We start from the raw sequence: 17,765 nt of genomic DNA on the forward strand, positions 1-17,765 counted from the left end.
CCCCGCGTATCCTCTGCGTACTTAGACGTGATCCAGCCAAACGGTAGGACTTAGGATAAGAATTTACGAATCCGAGCCGATCCCTTAAGTGGTTTCCTATAATGACTTTGGAAAAGGAGGCTTTTCGATAGCGCTCCATCCTAAAATACAATAAAAAACCGGAGTGAATAAATCACTCCGGCCCCTTGTTTCACTTCGATTATTATTGTCCGTATTTCGTTTGCAGCTCGTTCAGCAGCTCTTCTACCGATTTCTTGCCGCCTTTGAAAATAATCTCTTCGACGCCCTTCACAAGATCCGCGTTGAAATTCTTCGTGTCTTTCGGATAAGCGAACGGCATGCCGGCTTTCTCCATGTTGTCGAATACCGGCTTCAGCTCCGGATACTTCTCCAAATACTTCGGCAACAAAGACGACACAGCAGGAGAATAACCAACTGTTTCAATCGCATCCAATTGCGACTCGTCGCGGAGCGCGTATTTGATAACCTTCATCGCTTCCAGCTTGTGCTGGCTTCCTTGCAGGATAGACAAACCGTGGGAATAAGCGCTTTGAGCGTCAACCGTACCTTTAGGCATCGGCAGCGCGATCATTTGCATGTTCGGGTTCGCTTCTTTCAAGTAACCAACATACCAAGGACCGGCTGTAGACATGGCACCTTTTTCTTTCGCGAACACTTCTCCATCCCATGGAGCGCCTACTTCAATCGGTGCGATAGCCACTTTCTCTTTCAAGAACAGATCCGTGAAGAACTGTACTCCTTTGATGTTCTCCGGCGAGTTGATTGTTTTTCCGAAATTCCAATCTCCGCCGAAAGCATGCACGTACTGCGTAATGTGGAAAGGATCAATGTTGCCGACGATCCCCTTCATTCCATCTTTCGTCATCGCTTTGGCAAGCGTGAGAAGTTCATCCATCGTCTCCGGGTTTTTTGTGATGCCCGATTTATCAAACAGTGCTTTGTTGATCGCTAACATCGATGTAGAAGAGTCATACGGAATTCCGTAAAGCTTGCCATTATCCGACCAGCCTTTGTAGAGGGAAGCGGTAATCCGGCTTTTGTCGAAACCCGCTTGGCCAATCCAATCATCAAGAGGCTCGAGAACGCCTTTGGCGATATACTCGTAATTGCCTTCATCCGACATCGCGATGATATCAGGACCTACGCCCGCTGCGATTGCGGCCGGAACCGCTTTCCAAAACTCGTCGCTGGTAGGATATTGCTGCAATTTCACTTTGATTTCGGGATATTCCTTCTCTATGCCATTCACCATGAATTCGAAGTTTTTCTGCTCGGCTGCGTTAGCCCAATAAGCCATCGTAACTTCAACCGGAGCATTCTTCGCATCCTGAGACGACGAAGCTCCCTGATCCGTATTCGATTTCGATCCACAAGCGGAGACCACCATCACAAGCAAGACGGTGCAAAGCAGATAAAGCCATGACTTCTTCATGTTACTACCCCTCATGCTACATATATTCGCCTACACATCCGGCGTACTTAAATCATAAGAAGTTGGCGATGGCCGAAACATAGAGGATATTTACATTCTGTCGACGATTTTTACCTGGCCGGTCCCTCTAATCGTGTTTTTAGATATTCGTTCGGAGGTTGACCGTACACTTTCTTGAAAGCGACATAATAATTATCCACGCTTTTAAACCCGACTTTTTCCGCGACCTCGTAGGTTTTGAGCTTGCCGGCCGACAAATACTCGAGCGATTTTTTCACTCTATATTGATTGATGTAAGGAATGAGCATGTACGATGTCTGCTCTTTGAATAACCGGCTCAAATAGCTGCTGTTGAGTCCGACGTGTTGGGCCAATTTTTCCAAAGTGAGATCTTGATCATAGTAACTATGAATATAGGCCAGTACCTTCTGGATTTTAACATTCGTTGAAATGTCCATTTCCTGCCGTTTTCCGCGAATGTAGGTCAGCTCAGAAATTAAAAGCTGCATGACTTGGCCTAGGTTCTCTGCCCCCAGGATCTCTTCGACCGAAGGTAGACCACGGCTTTCGGAACTCCTGTACGCTTCCGGGCACATCTCCATAAGCGAGTAGTGCAAGCTGACGCTTAGGTCGTGAGCTTCCTTCTTGCTGATATCCCGGTTTCTCATAATCGTAACGTATAAAGTATGAAGACTTGCCTCAGCCGCCTCCCATCTGGCCGCTTCGACATGTGCTCGAAATTGTTTGACTTGCTCATCGTAAATACGTTCATGAACCGTACTATTCCCGAACTTATTTTCATAGAACGCGACGCCCGCTTCGCCTTGAAAAAACAGTTCATCCGATGCCCGAAGCGCTTCTTCGTAAGCTGCGGGCACCTTGATCAACTGGCTGTGCAGAGCACTTACGCTGAAGCTTACGCTAATGTTCATAAATTGCTTAAGCGCCGTTGTAACCGATCGGATCAAATGCCACTGCTGCTCGTATACATCATTCAAGCTGCGTACACCGGAATACGATTTAAGGATGGCGAATTGGTTGCCGCTCACTTGAAAAAATTCCAATTCTTCGAATTTAAGAAAAATTTCGCTCAAAATATTGTGGATCGAAAACCGGACCAAATGATCCAGCGGCTTGGAATACCGCTGCTGAACCGTCTCGAAGTTATCGATGAATAGAAGAAAGCAACAGACGTTAGGCTGTTTAAGGCGAATACCTAACTGAGTCGTTTTCTGTTCGATTTCCCAGCCATGCCTTACGGCGCCTTCGATCCACCCCTTGCAGAACAATGCTTTCAACTCCGGCTTACTGCGCTCTTCATTCCGAAGTAAATGCTCGATTTGATCCGATTGCTTCCGCTCCTCTTCTATAAGACTTCGTACACGATTTAACGTCTCGAACACAAGCTCCGGGTATAGGCTTGGCTTGTGAATGTAATCTGCGGCACCGAGCAGCATGGCTTGACGAACGTAATCGAATTCATTGTGACTGCTAAGAATGATAACTTTGCATGGATCGGATTTGGCGTTCAAATGACGCAGCACCTCCAAACCATCCATAATCGGCATGCGGATGTCCAGAAATACGATGTCTGGTCTCAACTCCACGATTTTATCGATCGCTTCCTGTCCATTACGGGCCTCGCCGACCAAACGATACCCATGTCCCTCCCAATCCATGAACGATTTGAAATTCATTCGGACGAAATTCTCGTCATCCACGATTAATACTTTCATCCGCCTTGTCCCTTTCTCCGTTAACTTGAACCTCTGAATCCAGAACGGGAACCCGGATTCGCACGGTTGTGCCTGATCCCCATTCACTATGGATATCAACTCCGTAATCCGTTCCGAAGTGCATTTGGATCCGCTTGAATACGTTAGAAATGCCTATAGAGTTGATCTTATGAGAACCCTTTTCCACATGATGGAGCAACTCTTGCATCCTTTCCTTCTTCATGCCGATTCCATCGTCCCGAATGGCAAACACAACCGCGTCCTCTATCCGTTCCACTTCAACGGTCAACTTGTAAGTACGGGTTTTTTCTACAAATCCGTGGAATACGGAGTTCTCTACGAACGGCTGCACAATAAACTTTAAAGTCCGGTAAGAAAGTACTTCCTCGGAGACGCGGCATTCGAATTCGAACGCATTGTAATAGCGCATTTGCAAGAGCTGCATATAGTAGCGAATGAAAGTCATTTCCTCTTCAATCGTGACATACTCTTCCGTATTCCTCGTCGAGAACGTCAGAATCCGAATTAATGCGTCCAACACTTCTGTAATGTTATCGGCGCGTTGCGCCTGTGACATCCATTTGATCATCGTTAGCGTGTTATACATGAAGTGCGGGTTGATCTGATTCTGCAGCGCGTTAAGCTCAGCATTGCGTTTCTTATGCTCCTCGGCTTTAATCTGAACGATCAGCCCCTTGATTTCCCTAGTCATTTTGTTGAAGGCGTTGCCCAATTGACCGATCTCGTCTCGGCTGTCCGGCACAACCGTCATGTGGAATTCCCAAAGCTCCACCCTCCGCATCTTCCGGCTCAGTCTAACGATCGGTGTAGAAATTCTCCGCGATAAGAGATAGGCGACAAAGAAAGCCACTACACTCAGCAGCACCAGTGTATATAAAGTTAATCTTCGAATCTGATTCACTTCGCTGAAGAGGGTTTTTTTGTGAATGATACTGTAAAACTTCCAGCCGCTTATCGAAGAAGTATCGCTCATGATATAATAGTCGCCTTTGCCTCCTCCTTCACCGGGAGTGGCGGAAAGCTTCGGATTATAGCGTTCTAACAAAGAATCGAAAGATTGACCGATTTCTCTCCTGTCTGTCGAGAATAATACCGTGTCGTTCTCGTCCACGATCACCTGCTCGACATCGGAGCTAAACTTTAGCCCTTTGTACAGGTTGCTCAGCACTTCGCTCCTCAAATTAATGATAAAAACTCCAAGCTTGCGATTGGAGTTGGAATCTACGATAACCCTGCCAATGGACACAACATCCTTCACAGGCGAGCTGACTTGTTTCTCTTTATGCAAACCAATGACGACAGGCGCTCCTCCGTTATCGATGATTCTTTTGTACCAATTTTCTTCTACCGGAGAGTAGTCGTAATTGTAGATCACCTGGTAACCTCTCCGATAAACGTAGCCTCCGGACTGCGGGTAGATGACCAACGAATCGATATCGTTATTGAACATGAACAGATCCTTGAAGAAGGTATCGTTCACGTATCGGTAGTCCTGGCTTCGTTCGAACATTTCGTACTCTACGGTTGAGTAGTCCTTCGACAAAATGTCGAGAAGTCGTTGATCGTAAAATGGCATCTCCGATATTTTGAGCATGTTCTTGAGAAAGGTGTCGCTGTTGGATATAATCTGTTGATTCAAATCTTTGAATGAATTGACGATTCTTTTTTCGAATGAGGACATAAAGAGCGTAAATGAGATCATGCTGATAATACCCAACGGTAAGACAATGAGGAGCACGTAGGTCGAAAATAACTTCTGACGAATACTCCAATCCTTCATTCTTTTCATCTGTTATTCCTCATGCTCCCCAGTCACCCGATGTCGAATTTTGTCGTTTATTCACAGTATAGGCGCACGCACGGCAGCTATCAATGACTTAGATATTGTTAATTTTCTATTCGGTCGAGAATATTTTCCAATTTTAAGCATGAGGTGTCCGGCACGATGTAATCGGCCTCGCGAAGCACCTTCTCGGAACCGATTCCGACCGCGTACATGCCGGCTCGCTTGACCGCTTGCACGCCCGCTTCGGCATCCTCCACACCCACGCATTCCGAAGGTGCAACCCCCAGCTCGGCAGCCGCCTGAAGATAAATATCCGGATGAGGTTTCCCTTGAGGCACGGCCGCCGGATCCACGATTGCTTGGAAGTAATGACCGATCCCTAGCCTTTCTATAATAAACGGCGCATTCCGGCTCGCCGAAGCGAGAGCGATTCCCATCCCCGCCTCGGCGATAGCCTCCAGAAGCTTTCCAATGCCCGGAAGCAGTGCTTCCGGGCTGATTGTTTGGATCAGTTCCTTATAGTGGTCGTTCTTACGGGCCGCTAACGCTTCCTTCTCGGCAGTGGGTAAGTTAACTTCCGGCTTTCGGTTGAGAATCAACTCCAACGACTCCATCCGGGAAACGCCTTTGAGAAGCTCGTTGTATTCCTTGTCAAACGGAATGTTCAACTCACTTGCGAGCCTGCTCCACGCTTCGTAATGGAATTCCGCCGAATCCGTAATGACGCCGTCCAAGTCGAATACGAACGCCTTAATTCGCGTATTCAACCGCTGCACCCCCTTCTGAAAGGTCCAGCCTCAGCGTTTTCTTAAACGTATGAACGTTTCCCCGTACCTCCAGAGTCACCCACTCGTTCCGATTTGTCGTGTTCGTAATTTGCAGCACATTTTTGTCGATTCGAACGCTGAGCTTATCCCCTTGCCAATAAATCGGGAATTCCAATGTCTCCCAAGCCGCAGGCAGGCAAGGATCGATTCGCAATTTTCCGTCTAAAGAACGAACGCCGCCGAAGCCGAGCACAACCGATTTCCAAATGCCTCCAATTGAAGCCGTATGAATGCCTTCATCCGAAGATTTCATGTTCGTTCCCAGATCGATGCGTGCCGCTTGCTCGAACATGCGATAAGCTAGCTCTCTATCTCCCACATCGCAAGCAAGCACACAATGCGTGGACAAGCTGAGCGACGAGTCATGCACGGTTAACGGCTCGAAATAGTTCCAATTCGCCTGTTTAACCCGCTTGGGGAATTGATTTTCCAGCAAATAGAACAGCACGAGAAGATCCGCCTGCTTCGACACCTGCATCTGACTGACCTGATCCATGTTATAGTCATCCAGGATAAGACCGACCTGAGCTTGATTCCGATATTTGCTAAGATCGATGGTTTTCAATTGCAGGTAGGTGTCATCTTGCGGAATGACCTCATCGATCTGACGGGGCTGCGGCAAATAAATTCGAGCCGCCTTCTCAGCCCAATGATTTGGGGATTCGGCAAGGCCTATGCGCTCGATTATCTTCTCCCATTGTTCCTTATCGGCTTGCAATAGCTCTTCATGGCAGCGGATGGCCGTCAACAGGTTCCAATGCGCCATATAGTTCGTAAACGCGTTGTTGTTTACGTGCTCCTTGTATTCATCGGGCCCGATGACATCGTTAATATGGTACCGGCCGCTGGGTTCATCCCATTCGAGCCGGCTCGCCCAGAAGTTCGCGGTTTCCATGATGATTTCATATCCGCAGCGGATCATGAATTCGCGGTCTCCCGTCGTTCGGTAATATTGCCATACCCCGTACGCCACGTCGCTCGTAATATGCTGTTCGATCAACCCCGTCCAGATCCGGGTAGGCGTTCCGGTCACGACATCGACGGGTCCCCACTCGGGGGTCTCTTCTTCCCCCGTTCCAGCCGATTCCCAGGGATACATCGCGCCTTGAAATCCACGTCTCTTCGCATTGAGCCTAGCACCGCCGAGCGTATGGTATCGATATTCCAGCAATTTCCGCGCTTGCGAGGGATCCGTGAACAGGAAGTACGGAAGAATGAAAACTTCCGTATCCCAGAATACATGCCCTTTGTAGCCTTCTCCCGTTAAACCTTTCGCCCCTATGGAAATACGGCTGTCGTGAGAGGGTGTCATGATGGCGAGATGGTACTGGGCAAACCGGATCGCTAGCTGATCGAAACCCTGATCCGTCGTCATCTTGATCGGAACAGCTTCCCATTTTTCTTCCCATTTCCGCGCGCTTTCGGCGAAGAGAGTTTCGTACCCCTTTTCCGCTTCTTGCTTCAAATGCGACAAAGAGGCTTTTTTCAGCTGTTCCAAGTCCTGGCATTGGTTATCGACGTCGTTGCTCGTGTGGATACTGCACGTTTTCTCCAATACGAGCCTCTCGTCTTGTTGCAGCGATACTTTCATCTCCGTTCCCAAGTATCTTCTCTTGATAGAGTGCTTCGAGATTGGAGACACCGGGCTTCCGTCTATCCAAAGACGGTGAGTACAATTAAACGCAAAATCGATACTCGTTTCGGTCGTCGTCGCGGTCATCTGCAGATAAACCCCGTCTGAAATCTTCTTATCTCCTTCGTGAAAATGCTGCGCTCCGGAATTCGTCATGGTGCCGTCGATGCCGGATTTTATGACAACGTCCGCCTTTCCCGTCAGAGGCATGATTTCTACCCTCATGCCGATCAGATGCAAATCTTGCATAGAGACGAAGCGGCGGAACAGCAATTCGTACTTCTCCTGCTTAGCGCTCTCCCAGACGATACGGCGGGTCAATTCCCCGTTCTTCAAATTGAGCGTTCGGCTATACTCATGGATTGTCCCTTTCTCCAAATGGAACCGTTCCCCGTTCAGCATGAGTTCCAGCGCCAAGAAGTCCGCCGTATTCGGAAGTTCCGTTACTTCCTTGTCGTCAAATCGGTTAAATGTCCCCGCGACGAAGCTGTTTCTCGTTTGTCCCGGATAAGACTCTTCCGTGCACGCCCGCATCCCCAGATAGCCGTTCCCGAGGGCGAAAATCGATTCATACTTGGCCAAATCGCGCACATCGAATTCCTTCTCCGCCACGATCCAATTGGCCCATTCTCCTCGACCCGTCGTATATTCAATCATGCTTTAACTCTCCTCGCTTTCGCATCCTGCCCGCCATTACCCTTTAAGTCCCGTAGTCGCAATGCTCTGTACCAGGTTCCGCTGGAAAATCAGGAACACGATAATGATCGGAAGCGTTAGAAGAACGACGCCCGTCATGGTCAAGTTCGGCCACTCGAAATAACGGTTTTTCAGCGTGTTTAAGCCAACCGTCAAGACATACCATCGGCTGTCGTTTACGAGCGTCACCGGCCACACGAACGAATTCCAGGTTCCCGTAAAGCTGAAGATGATCTGTGTGCCGATCGCTCCCTTAGACAAGGGGAGAATAATACGGAAGAACGTGCCGATCTTGGTCACTCCGTCGACTTCCGCCGCTTCTTCCAACTCTTTGGGGATCGAGAGGAAAAACTGGCGCATCAGAAACACCAGGAATCCTTGGAACAGGAAAGGCAAGATCAGGCCTTCGTAACTATTAAGCCACCCTAGCTTGACGATCATAGAATAGATCGGAATGATCGTGACTTGATACGGAACCATCATCATCCCGACGATGAGGAAAAAGACGACGCCCCTGCCCGGATATTTCAATCGCGCAAGCGAATATGCTGCCGTCGTGTTGATGAGTAAATTGCCGACCAGAATGCCCAAAGTAACGATAATGGAGTTCATGTACCAAATCCGGATATCGGAATTCAGCAGAATATCGGAATAGTTAGACAGAGTAAGCCGGCTAATCGAAACGAGCTTACCGATATCCGCTTTAGACAATAGTGAAGTATAGATAGCGTATCCGAACGGCACGACGAAGAAGAGTGAACATAACGTAAGTAACGTATAACGCAGCCACTGGGTTTTGTTGTTGTTCATTTGCTAGATTTCCTCCCGCGTGAACCGTTTCTGAATCATGGTCGCTATGACGATCAGGACAAAAATAATAAAAGCCGCGGCGCTTCCGTAACCGGCACGGTTATAACTGAATGCCTGGCTGTAGAAATAAACGACGATCGTGCTCGTGGCACCCGCCGGACTCCCCAGAGAACCGTTGCGGGCTAAAGCGTACGGCTGATCGAAAACTTGCATGACGTAAATAATGCCCGACGTAAGCACCAGGAAGGTCGTCGGCTTGAGCATGGGCACCGTTATTTTCCAAAACTGCTGCCATCCGTTGGCGCCATCGACGGTGCTGGACTCATATACGTCCGCAGGAATCGTCTGCAAGCCTCCCAGATAGACCACTACATAAAATCCGACATACGTCCAGACGGTTAAGATCGTGAGAAACGGCAGCGCATAGGTCATGCTCGCGTACCAGGATACGTCTTGCAGTCCGAACAAATGGAAAAACCGGGTCGCGATTCCTTCCCGCTGCATGAACAAATACATGAACACGGTCGTAACCGCAACTGTCGATGTAATATAAGGCACGTAATAGAGTGTCCGAAAAACACCCCTCAGCCGAATCACCTTATTCAGCCCCACCGCGATGACCAGCGCGATCAGCGTTTGCGCGGGAACGGCAATCACCGTGAGCCAAGCGGAATTGCGAAGGGCGTTCCAGAAATCCGGATCGTGCAGGATGGCCTTATAATTATCCAACCCTATAAAATGGGCTGCGGATGGATTCAGGAAGCTGACGTCCTGCAAGCTGTAGAGAAACGAGCGGAGCAGGGGATAGTAGAACCAGATTCCCATCAAGAGCAAGATGGGAGCAACGAACAAGTAGCCGACAAAAATAGGCGAGCTGGCCAACCGGGAAACGCGTTGTCTCATTGTTGCTCCTCCTTCCCTTTCCTTATTCGTGTGTATTGCATTGGACAATTCCTTTCCCTCCTAAGTATCTTTATCTGTTTCTATCATATGAGGGCGGTGCAATGTCTGAAACGGAGGATATTTACAAGACACCGAGGATTTTTACATTGCTTGTGTTATCCAAATGAAAAACCCTAAGGTCACAGGACCTTAGGGGTGCGGGGTGCCTTCATCATTTTGAGCTGTATACCACCGGATTAAGGGGACTGGCAGCCAAATCTCCGGGTTTTAAACCGGGAAACCAAGTCGCTAAATCATTGCGGCGCGCATTGCTGTCAGGTTCGGCAACCGTGATTCCATCCGCATAATAGATGACCGTCATGACTTTACGCATATGATCTGTCGGATTGCCGGGCGCGCTGTGAAGGGTCCATCCGGAATGGAAGGTCGCATCGCCCGCGGCCAAGGCGCCGTAATTGACTTCCTCCATGCCTCTTCCCTTGATAAATCCGCCAAGCGTACGATGGGATTCATCTGAAATCTGCAATTTGTTGATATACCCCAGATGATGGGATTCGGAAGCAAATGTCATAGAGCCAATCTCTTCCGAGACAGGAACTAACGGCATCCACATGGTGATCGTTTTGTCGGTGTCAAGCGGCCAATAGATTTGGTCTTGATGCCAAGGGGTGTGACCACCGCCGGGCTCTTTGTACAAAGCCTGATCATGGTAGACACGCACGGCCTCGACTCCCATAAGATCGGCAGCGATTTTGGCGAATCTCTTGGCCAACGTAAACCGGGCGATATCTTCGTTATGCTTCCAGAGATTGCCGATCTGAATGAATGCCTTACCGTAAGTGTCTCGCTCTTCTAAAGGTTTGTCTTGATTGTTTAACTTCCTGACCCATGAGCTGATCAACGGCTCGTATGCTTCAATTTCCTGTTGGGACGCTACATTTCGGATGACCGCATGGCCTTTTTTCTGATAATCCGCAATTTGTTCTGCTGTCAGAATACGTTCATCATCAAGTGATGGCAATTGTCCTGAAATCGTCATTTTGGATTCCCTCTTTTCGCATGATTGTCTACATCCATCCATACCTGCTCGACCAGTTGTTTGAGTATAAGCGTCTGCTCCCACCGGTCGCTGATTTCTTCCCACGAGTAACCCGGCACAAATCGGGGAGTGACCGAATAATGATGACCGATCTCGCAAACGAACGGCAGCACGTCACCTTTACCCGCCTTGGCAAGCCACTCGTGCATTCCTCGTTTCCACCAGCCTGTGAATGGACCTACCATAGGATGATCGGCATTTTTCCCCATATCAATCTGAATCTGTTGTCCGTTGCTCACACGTCCATGAATGCTTCCCGTGCGCTGTAACAACTCCTGAAAATACGGATCGGCCGTGTCGAATTCATACATTTCTCCTGCCAAGACATAATGAGACAGATCTATTGTAAGCCTCAAATCAGATATTTGGCGCACGTATTCCACCGTTCTCTGCAAGTCCTGCGTGATTCGTCCCCGGTGCGTTTCTACAAAAAAAGGCATGTTATAACGATCCGCCACTTCCAAGAGCTCTTCCAATCTTGTGACAGCAGCTGCCCCAGTCGTGAACGCATCGGCAACTTGCGCGTTGACGTAGAGAACGTCATAATCCGAGGCTTGTTCTAACAATTGCCTCAATTCTTCACCTGTTGCAGGAAAAGATTCCAATCCGAAACTAAAATGATATTCATCCATTAGCCTTGCCCACAATCCACGTTCTTCTTTGGAAGGCAGGCTGCCGAAAATCCCATGGAAACCCGCTGCGGCAATTTGTTCAAATTTCTTCTCCAGTGACCATTCCCGATTATGATCACCATACTGTTTCAGCGACCACATGGATTGTTGAATGATCATTTTCGGCGGAGAATCGCTTCGGTCGTTCGCGAATAAAGGCATTCTTTTCTCGTTTCACCTGCCTTACTGATCTTTAGGTTTTCCTTTTCCTCTTTAATCATATTTGCTAGTATGAAAATAATCTTTGTTAGAACCACCGTAGTTTTTTGTCAAAAACAACTTTCCTGCACGGGAATTGGGGATGAAAATCGGGTGACATTGCCAACTATTACGGAATTAACCTACACCAAACCGATCGTTCCTTATTTCAGAGAAGGAGATATGGCTGTTCGCAGGCCGTGGATATCTCCCGAACGAAGACTGCTGGATTATTGCCTGATTTTTATCCAAAAAGGGAAATGCCGATTCATCGTGGATAAAGAGGTTTACCACCCGAAAGTCGGCGACTTTTGCTTGATTCAACCAGGAAGTCTCGTCTATCTGGAGGGCTTGACGGATACCGTTACGCCCTTTCTCCATTTCGATATTTTCTTCCAACCTAATCGTGAAAAGAGCTTTCCGACAAGACCCGGACAAATCGACTTGACCCCTTATCTTTCTTATCTTCAGCCGAGGATAAACGATTTTTCCGGAATTCATATTCCCGTAAGATTAAAGCCTAGCCAAAGAATCCGCTTTTTAGAGGTTTTTCTTAAGCTGGTGGAACTTTGGCCCAAGAGGGATCCCTCTTCTCACTGGTTAGTCCAACAGATGGGGACCGAATTGATTGTTACCATTCTGACAGACCACTATCAGCTTCACGGCCGCGAAGCGCAGAGAGAGTTAGATTGGGTTACTTCGTACTTCTCTTTGCATTTACAAGAACAATTGTCGATCGAAACGTTGGCGAAAAGGGCAAATATGTCGGCATCCTGGTTCAGCACTGTATTCAAGAGAGAGTATGGCGTATCACCGCACCAATTTTTACTTGAAATGCGGATTAAGCACGCTGAAGAGTTATTGCAGAGAACAAATTTCACGCAAGAGGAAATCGCCGATTTTTGCGGTTTTGCCGACATACACCACTTCTCGAAAACATTTAAGAAAAAGACGGGTATGTCACCAGGCGTATGGCGAAAACACCAAAAATGAAATATTCATCAGGATACCTTGATCAAAAAACCCTTGCTCCGCAAGGGTTTTTCGTCTGGTTTATTCGGCAAGAACGTACTCTCCCATAAAATCAGGCATTTGTTATGAAACCGTTAAAGAGCCAAGAAGCCTCTCCCTTAATGAAATACAAATCGATTGTTGAATGGCTATCGCCCTGATAATAAGCAAATCCAACAATGAACTCATTTTCTCCATTTATGTAAGTAGAGAAACGGTATTCCAAATTGCCTAACGCTATTGGTTTCAAAAGTGTAGGGGCGACCATCTTTCCGCCATATGGAAAGTAAACTCTGTTTTCGAACTTACTAAATCTTACATCTGGGGCTGATACGGATTTAAGGTAGTCAAAATCTTTCTTTCCCATTGCATGAATAATTTTAAAGGATAAATTTAATGTTGCTTTAAGAGCATCATTCTCTGCCCGAATTCGTTGAAGCTCCACTTCCTTACTTTCTTGATGGGTTGGTTGGGGTACATTCGATTCCATTGATTTATAACTTTGGCAGGCCGAGATCATAAGTAGGATAAGGACAGGTAAAAGGAAAGCTTGACTAATCTTCATTGTGGTCCACCCATTTGAATAGCACTCCTTTTTAATACCTACGTGTCACTTATCAGATCACGTATTGTAAAGGATTTCAATACTTTCCCCTTTAACACAAAATTAATTTGTTCCTCACCTACGATGACTCGCGAATATGCTTTATCCCCCAACAACACGGTTTTTGCCCAATGTCTCAATAACCTGTCCCTTTGTAATTCGTTTTTGGGAAGGAAGTCATTTTCGAGTTGAATCCCAAATGTAAATTGATCTTTATTTTGGTCTGTAACGCTGTCATAAAACACTTCATTTCCTTCTTTGTCTGCATAACCCACAAAATACTGCAATTTACTTTGGTCAATAAGCTTATATCGGTTCACCTCAAATAGTTCTTTAAAAAAAGCTTGCGAATAGAAGTAAATTGAATAAATATCTGTATGTTGATGAAAGTAACTGCCCTTAAAAGATTCCTTGGTAGAATCGTCTTCAAGTGGCGAGAAGATAATTAATGCATGGTCTTCATAATTTTGATCAATGGAGATAGGTTTTCTAAATACCGTTTCTTCAATAACTAGGTGCTGTTTATCCATAACCTTTTGTGTATAAGTGCTGATAATTCTGGTTCCAGTTTTATAAGGGAGTTTAACAATTAAGTCCAAATTTGCACTGGATGTAATATCATAGGAATACCTTTCAACAATTTCCCCGCCTAGCCGAATCGATTCATTTCTTATCCAATCGTCAACCTCTTTCAATGGCCGAGTTAACTCGAACTCATGCAAAATATAAGTTGCATCAGCATCAGAATGACTCAGTTCCCTCAAGGGTCGAAACCAAGACGGTAAGTCATAATCCTTGAATGTTGCATTTTCAACAATTGATGGTTTCGGTGATGAGTCTGGCGTGTTTTGAGGAGAAAGCACATCGGGTGAGGTGGTGGGATCTTCTACTTCATCTTTCAACGGCACTTGAGTAGGTGATGGGGCAACGAGTGAATTATCTTGGTCAGCACAACCCGTTAACGCTATCAATAAAACACAGATTAATGCTGCTTTATACATCTTCAGATCCCCCCTTAATTACCTGCCAAAAACGCCAGTTCCAAATTTACGCATCGTAACATACGCCGAAAGCGTATTTTACGGACCCGTTCCTGTCTCCGTAACCCTCCAGCCCAACCAATTGCTCTTTACTTGAAAAAAAGACTGGGACAATGTGTCTACTCTGTATAAGTAATCACTATTCTTGTGAACGTCAGCAGTAAAGGCTTTGATCGGATGAAAACCAAGAAGCATATGTTTTCGAACTGCAAGCTCAGGTGTGGGAGATGGAAAGAAAAACACGTAAATTACCAGCATAAAACCAATAATAATCATCCATATTTCTCTTTTCCTTGACGCCGCTTCACTGTTTTTCATAGCCAACCACCTTCCCCAGTATATCCTCTTTCAGAAAAGGTCCCGCCGTTTGGCTGTCATTAAAACCTCTCCATCGGACATCGGCCAAGATGTAATATTCGCCGTCTTTCAGTGTCACAGGCTCCCATGAATCACCGTATTCGAGCGTAGAATCATTGCCGTAAAATGCGTCCAACTTTTTGTCATTGATATAAACTTGACCCTTTTCAATGCGTACCGTTTCCTCAGGCAGACCTACGACCCTTGCAATGTCGGTGTCTTGGTTTGAATAGTTCTTTGTTTTAAATACTACGATATCCCCACGAGTAATTTCGTTTTGCTGGTAATATTTCATGTCCGCCATTACTTTACTTTTCAAAGCAAATGGGTGTGGCCCGTCGTATCCTATTGGGGCAACCATTCCGTCTGTTTTGACTTCCACTTCGATTAACGAGGGATCGACCTTCTCGATGACCTCAATTTTCTTTTCCGTCACGGTATCGCTGATGGTTTCGGTGCAGCCGCTTAGAATGAATGCAACAATTACGAGAAAGCCGACAACGGTTAGTTTTCGTGTCAACATAGCACCTCTTCCCTTTTCCAGCTCCTTCTTCTGATGTGTTTTTAATACCATTATTATACATCATGAAATGATTACGCGTTTTGGCGTCCGTTATTCATTTTGAAAAAGTGTCCCCATTTTGTACCCATTGATGAAATTAGATTCTTAGCTCAGTAAAGTAACAGCTATTGGAAAATAAAAAAACCCTTGCTCCGCAAGGGTTTCTCAACGTCTAAGTATGGTGCGGTCGAGAGGACTCGAACCTCCACGGTATTGCTACCGCCAGCCGCCGTTCATGACAGCATTCATGACCATAATGCCGACCGAACTGCCCTGCGCGGATAGCATGCTTCAGAATTGGCCGAAAGGAGAACCGTATTCGCCGGCGATAGCCATCAGCTTTTCCTGCTCTTCCTGATTCAACTTACGGTATCGATTGGCGGCTTCGACGATCCCCGGCAGAAGGCGGATGTCGCCTGCGCTCGCGAACCCGGTTATGCCGGGTTGGGAGAGCACGAAGGAGACGCAGCGATCGGTAAGCGACTGCTCATCGAAAGGCTCATACCACGTCGCGTATTTCTTCTCCGTGCCTTCCGCCCACTCCCCTTTTGCAACGGCTTTAATGACCATCAATCCGGAATTTTGACGCGCCGTCTCTGCCACCAGCTCATCGAAGATACGCCGGTAATCCGGGTTCTGATATAAAATAAAGTTGAGCGGCGTCAGTACTGTTTCAAACGGAAAGCGTCGCAGTGCCTCCAGATGAACGGCCGGCGCGATATGACCGTGTCCGGTGATCCCGATATGCTTGACCATGCCCTGTTCCTTCGCCCAAATGGCGGCTTCGAGCGCTCCACCTTTGGCGGTAACTGCGTCGAGCTCTTCATAGCTCGTCACGGCGTGAAGCTGGATCAAGTCCACCTGATCGGTTTGAAGCCGGATTAACGACTGCTCGATTTGCCGCATGGCCGGCTCTTTCTGACGTTCTCCGGTTTTGGTCGCAAGAAAGATATCCTTGCGGATCTTCGGCATCCAAGGACCCATCCGCAGTTCAGCATCGCCGTAGCTGGCTGCCGTGTCGAAATGATTAATTCCCACATCCAGTGCGTACTGAATCGATTCGTCTACTTGCTCCTGGGTAACATTGCTCAGGCTGGCCGCTCCGTAAATGACAACCGTGCTTTCCTGATCAATCCGCCCCAGCTTGCGACGTTCCAATTTGTTTTCCATCAATTGATCGTCTCCTTCCAATTCGGCTTTATGTAATCGCTTACAAATAGAATATCGCTCATAAGAAAGTTTACACGAGATTAATACACCCAAATTTTTGTCGTGTCAATAGAATTATTTTCTGCGACAAATGCAAAGGCTAAAGCTAAGAATCCATCATCAACAAAGGGAGGATTTATTATGGGTAAATTTGATGGAAAAGTTATCATTATTACAGGCGCAGCTGGCGGAATTGGCAAAGTAACTGCTAAGAAACTGGCAGCAGAAGGCGCTAATCTGGCTCTTGTTGATTTGAAACTGGATGCCGTAAAGCAAGTGATAGCTGAACTAGCGCTTGATGATTCGAGAGCAATCGCATTGCAAGCCAATGTAGCTAAGGAAGAGGAAGTTAAGGCGTATGTCGATGCCACGGTTAATCATTTTGGCAAAATCGACGGTTTTTTTAACAATGCAGGCGTCGAAGGTATTACTGCGAATGTAGAAGATTATCCAACAGATACATTTGAACTAGTATTGAACGTTAACGTTAAGGGTTCATTCTTTGGACTGAAATATGTTGTACCCGTCATGAAAAAGCAAGGATACGGGAGCATCGTCAATACGGCTTCAGGAGCCGGCTTGATCGGGTCGCCAGGCTTTGTTGGCTACAATAGCTCTAAACATGCTGTAATCGGTATGACTCGAGTTGTTGCGCTGGAAGCGGCCCCACACGGAGTAAGAGTTAATGCTGTCGCTCCTGGTGTAATTAATACGCGTATGATGCGACAAATTGAAAAAAATACAGTACCTCAAGATGAAGAAGGTGCTAAAAAAGCATTCAGTGCCGCGGTTCCAATGGGTAGATATGGCGAGCCGGAAGAAGTCGCAAATGTCGTTTTATTTCTGCTGTCAGATGATGCATCTTACGTATCGCAATCGATCTACACCGTCGATGGCGGACAAATTAACCAGTAAAACTCCAGGTGAAGTTGATTTTTGACGCACAAGGCATCCAACGAACCGGAATAACCGCTTCGTTGGATGCTCTATTATTTGCTACCACGGAGCTACCTTGGAGCACAAATTCGTCTTCTATCATACACGAACTATGCTACCCCAAAAAACAAAAAAATCCCTTACGCATCAAGGGATTTCAGCTTCTTAAGTATGGTGCGGTCGAGAGGACTCGAACCTCCACGAGATTGCTCC

16 protein-coding genes are annotated in these 17,765 nt (G+C 46.9%); 2 read left to right on the forward strand and 14 right to left on the reverse strand.

What is annotated here, in order from left to right:
• Window positions 1-202: 202 nt before the first annotated feature.
• The 9 genes from E5161_RS07280 to E5161_RS07320 all read right to left on the reverse strand — a co-directional run bounded on the left by E5161_RS07280 (window position 203) and on the right by E5161_RS07320 (window position 11,755).
• A complete protein-coding gene (locus E5161_RS07280; protein WP_169306610.1) occupies window positions 203-1,453 on the reverse strand; it encodes an ABC transporter substrate-binding protein in 1,251 nt (416 codons plus the stop codon).
• A 110-nt stretch (window positions 1,454-1,563) separates the two neighbouring features.
• Entirely contained in the window at window positions 1,564-3,189 is a 1,626-nt protein-coding gene (locus E5161_RS07285) for a response regulator (protein ID WP_136777068.1), read from the reverse strand.
• Complete coding sequence (locus E5161_RS07290; RefSeq protein ID WP_136777069.1) at window positions 3,167-4,999, reverse strand: sensor histidine kinase; 1,833 nt, start codon at window positions 4,997-4,999, stop codon at window positions 3,167-3,169. Before E5161_RS07290 ends, E5161_RS07285 begins: the two co-directional genes overlap by 23 nt.
• 98 nt (window positions 5,000-5,097) lie before the next feature.
• On the reverse strand, window positions 5,098-5,763 hold the full coding sequence (pgmB, locus tag E5161_RS07295) for a beta-phosphoglucomutase (protein WP_136777070.1): 666 nt from the start codon (window positions 5,761-5,763) through the stop codon (window positions 5,098-5,100).
• Window positions 5,747-8,113: a glycoside hydrolase family 65 protein gene (locus E5161_RS07300; RefSeq protein WP_136777071.1), complete on the reverse strand. Its 2,367-nt coding sequence runs from the start codon at window positions 8,111-8,113 to the stop codon at window positions 5,747-5,749. The genes pgmB and E5161_RS07300 overlap by 17 nt, the downstream gene beginning before the upstream one ends.
• Before the next feature lie 36 nt (window positions 8,114-8,149).
• A complete protein-coding gene (locus tag E5161_RS07305) occupies window positions 8,150-8,962 on the reverse strand; it encodes a carbohydrate ABC transporter permease (RefSeq protein WP_136777072.1) in 813 nt (270 codons plus the stop codon).
• 3 nt (window positions 8,963-8,965) lie between these two features.
• Window positions 8,966-9,865: a carbohydrate ABC transporter permease gene (locus E5161_RS07310; RefSeq protein WP_136777073.1), complete on the reverse strand. Its 900-nt coding sequence runs from the start codon at window positions 9,863-9,865 to the stop codon at window positions 8,966-8,968.
• Window positions 9,866-10,076: 211 nt separating this feature from the next.
• Window positions 10,077-10,904 carry a phytanoyl-CoA dioxygenase family protein gene (locus tag E5161_RS07315; RefSeq protein ID WP_136777074.1) on the reverse strand — a complete coding sequence of 276 codons (828 nt, stop codon included), beginning with the start codon at window positions 10,902-10,904 and terminating at the stop codon, window positions 10,077-10,079.
• Window positions 10,901-11,755, reverse strand: coding sequence for a sugar phosphate isomerase/epimerase family protein (locus E5161_RS07320; protein ID WP_211246705.1), 855 nt, complete (start codon window positions 11,753-11,755; stop codon window positions 10,901-10,903). Before E5161_RS07320 ends, E5161_RS07315 begins: the two co-directional genes overlap by 4 nt.
• Window positions 11,756-11,947: 192 nt before the next feature.
• Here E5161_RS07320 and E5161_RS07325 point away from each other — a divergent pair, with 192 nt between their 5' ends.
• The gene (locus E5161_RS07325; RefSeq protein WP_246042139.1) at window positions 11,948-12,826 is read left to right on the forward strand and encodes a helix-turn-helix domain-containing protein; all 879 of its coding nucleotides are present in this window, start codon (window positions 11,948-11,950) and stop codon (window positions 12,824-12,826) included.
• 91 nt (window positions 12,827-12,917) lie between these two features.
• On the opposite strand, the gene E5161_RS07330 is transcribed toward E5161_RS07325, so the two are convergent.
• The 5 genes from E5161_RS07330 to E5161_RS07350 all read right to left on the reverse strand — a co-directional run bounded on the left by E5161_RS07330 (window position 12,918) and on the right by E5161_RS07350 (window position 16,577).
• Complete coding sequence (locus tag E5161_RS07330) at window positions 12,918-13,409, reverse strand: hypothetical protein (RefSeq protein ID WP_136777077.1); 492 nt, start codon at window positions 13,407-13,409, stop codon at window positions 12,918-12,920.
• Window positions 13,410-13,447: 38 nt separating this feature from the next.
• Entirely contained in the window at window positions 13,448-14,449 is a 1,002-nt protein-coding gene (locus tag E5161_RS07335; protein WP_136777078.1) for a hypothetical protein, read from the reverse strand.
• Between the two features lie 78 nt (window positions 14,450-14,527).
• Window positions 14,528-14,806: a hypothetical protein gene (locus tag E5161_RS07340; protein ID WP_136777079.1), complete on the reverse strand. Its 279-nt coding sequence runs from the start codon at window positions 14,804-14,806 to the stop codon at window positions 14,528-14,530.
• Window positions 14,793-15,368, reverse strand: coding sequence for a signal peptidase I (gene lepB / locus E5161_RS07345; RefSeq protein WP_211246706.1), 576 nt, complete (start codon window positions 15,366-15,368; stop codon window positions 14,793-14,795). Before lepB ends, E5161_RS07340 begins: the two co-directional genes overlap by 14 nt.
• 330 nt (window positions 15,369-15,698) lie before the next feature.
• Entirely contained in the window at window positions 15,699-16,577 is an 879-nt protein-coding gene (locus E5161_RS07350; RefSeq protein ID WP_246042140.1) for an aldo/keto reductase, read from the reverse strand.
• 180 nt (window positions 16,578-16,757) lie between these two features.
• Here E5161_RS07350 and E5161_RS07355 point away from each other — a divergent pair, with 180 nt between their 5' ends.
• Complete coding sequence (locus E5161_RS07355) at window positions 16,758-17,531, forward strand: SDR family NAD(P)-dependent oxidoreductase (protein WP_136777081.1); 774 nt, start codon at window positions 16,758-16,760, stop codon at window positions 17,529-17,531.
• Window positions 17,532-17,765 lie beyond the last annotated feature (234 nt).

Source organism: Cohnella pontilimi, from assembly GCF_005049045.1.
GTDB classification, from domain to species: domain Bacteria; phylum Bacillota; class Bacilli; order Paenibacillales; family Paenibacillaceae; genus Cohnella; species Cohnella pontilimi.

Excerpts from the sequence above, each read along its gene's own strand:
- E5161_RS07315 (WP_136777074.1), bottom strand. The coding sequence starts at position 10,904 with ATGACGATTTCAGGACAATTGCCATCACTTGATGATGAACGTATTCTG.
- E5161_RS07310 (WP_136777073.1), bottom strand. The coding sequence starts at position 9,865 with ATGAGACAACGCGTTTCCCGGTTGGCCAGCTCGCCTATTTTTGTCGGC.
- E5161_RS07290 (WP_136777069.1), bottom strand. The coding sequence starts at position 4,999 with ATGAAAAGAATGAAGGATTGGAGTATTCGTCAGAAGTTATTTTCGACC.
- E5161_RS07300 (WP_136777071.1), bottom strand. The coding sequence starts at position 8,113 with ATGATTGAATATACGACGGGTCGAGGAGAATGGGCCAATTGGATCGTG.
- lepB (WP_211246706.1), bottom strand. The coding sequence starts at position 15,368 with ATGTTGACACGAAAACTAACCGTTGTCGGCTTTCTCGTAATTGTTGCA.
- E5161_RS07335 (WP_136777078.1), bottom strand. The coding sequence starts at position 14,449 with ATGTATAAAGCAGCATTAATCTGTGTTTTATTGATAGCGTTAACGGGT.
- E5161_RS07285 (WP_136777068.1), bottom strand. The coding sequence starts at position 3,189 with ATGAAAGTATTAATCGTGGATGACGAGAATTTCGTCCGAATGAATTTC.
- E5161_RS07340 (WP_136777079.1), bottom strand. The coding sequence starts at position 14,806 with ATGAAAAACAGTGAAGCGGCGTCAAGGAAAAGAGAAATATGGATGATT.
- E5161_RS07330 (WP_136777077.1), bottom strand. The coding sequence starts at position 13,409 with ATGAAGATTAGTCAAGCTTTCCTTTTACCTGTCCTTATCCTACTTATG.
- E5161_RS07355 (WP_136777081.1), top strand. The coding sequence starts at position 16,758 with ATGGGTAAATTTGATGGAAAAGTTATCATTATTACAGGCGCAGCTGGC.
- E5161_RS07280 (WP_169306610.1), bottom strand. The coding sequence starts at position 1,453 with ATGAAGAAGTCATGGCTTTATCTGCTTTGCACCGTCTTGCTTGTGATG.
- E5161_RS07305 (WP_136777072.1), bottom strand. The coding sequence starts at position 8,962 with ATGAACAACAACAAAACCCAGTGGCTGCGTTATACGTTACTTACGTTA.
- E5161_RS07350 (WP_246042140.1), bottom strand. The coding sequence starts at position 16,577 with ATGGAAAACAAATTGGAACGTCGCAAGCTGGGGCGGATTGATCAGGAA.
- E5161_RS07320 (WP_211246705.1), bottom strand. The coding sequence starts at position 11,755 with ATGATCATTCAACAATCCATGTGGTCGCTGAAACAGTATGGTGATCAT.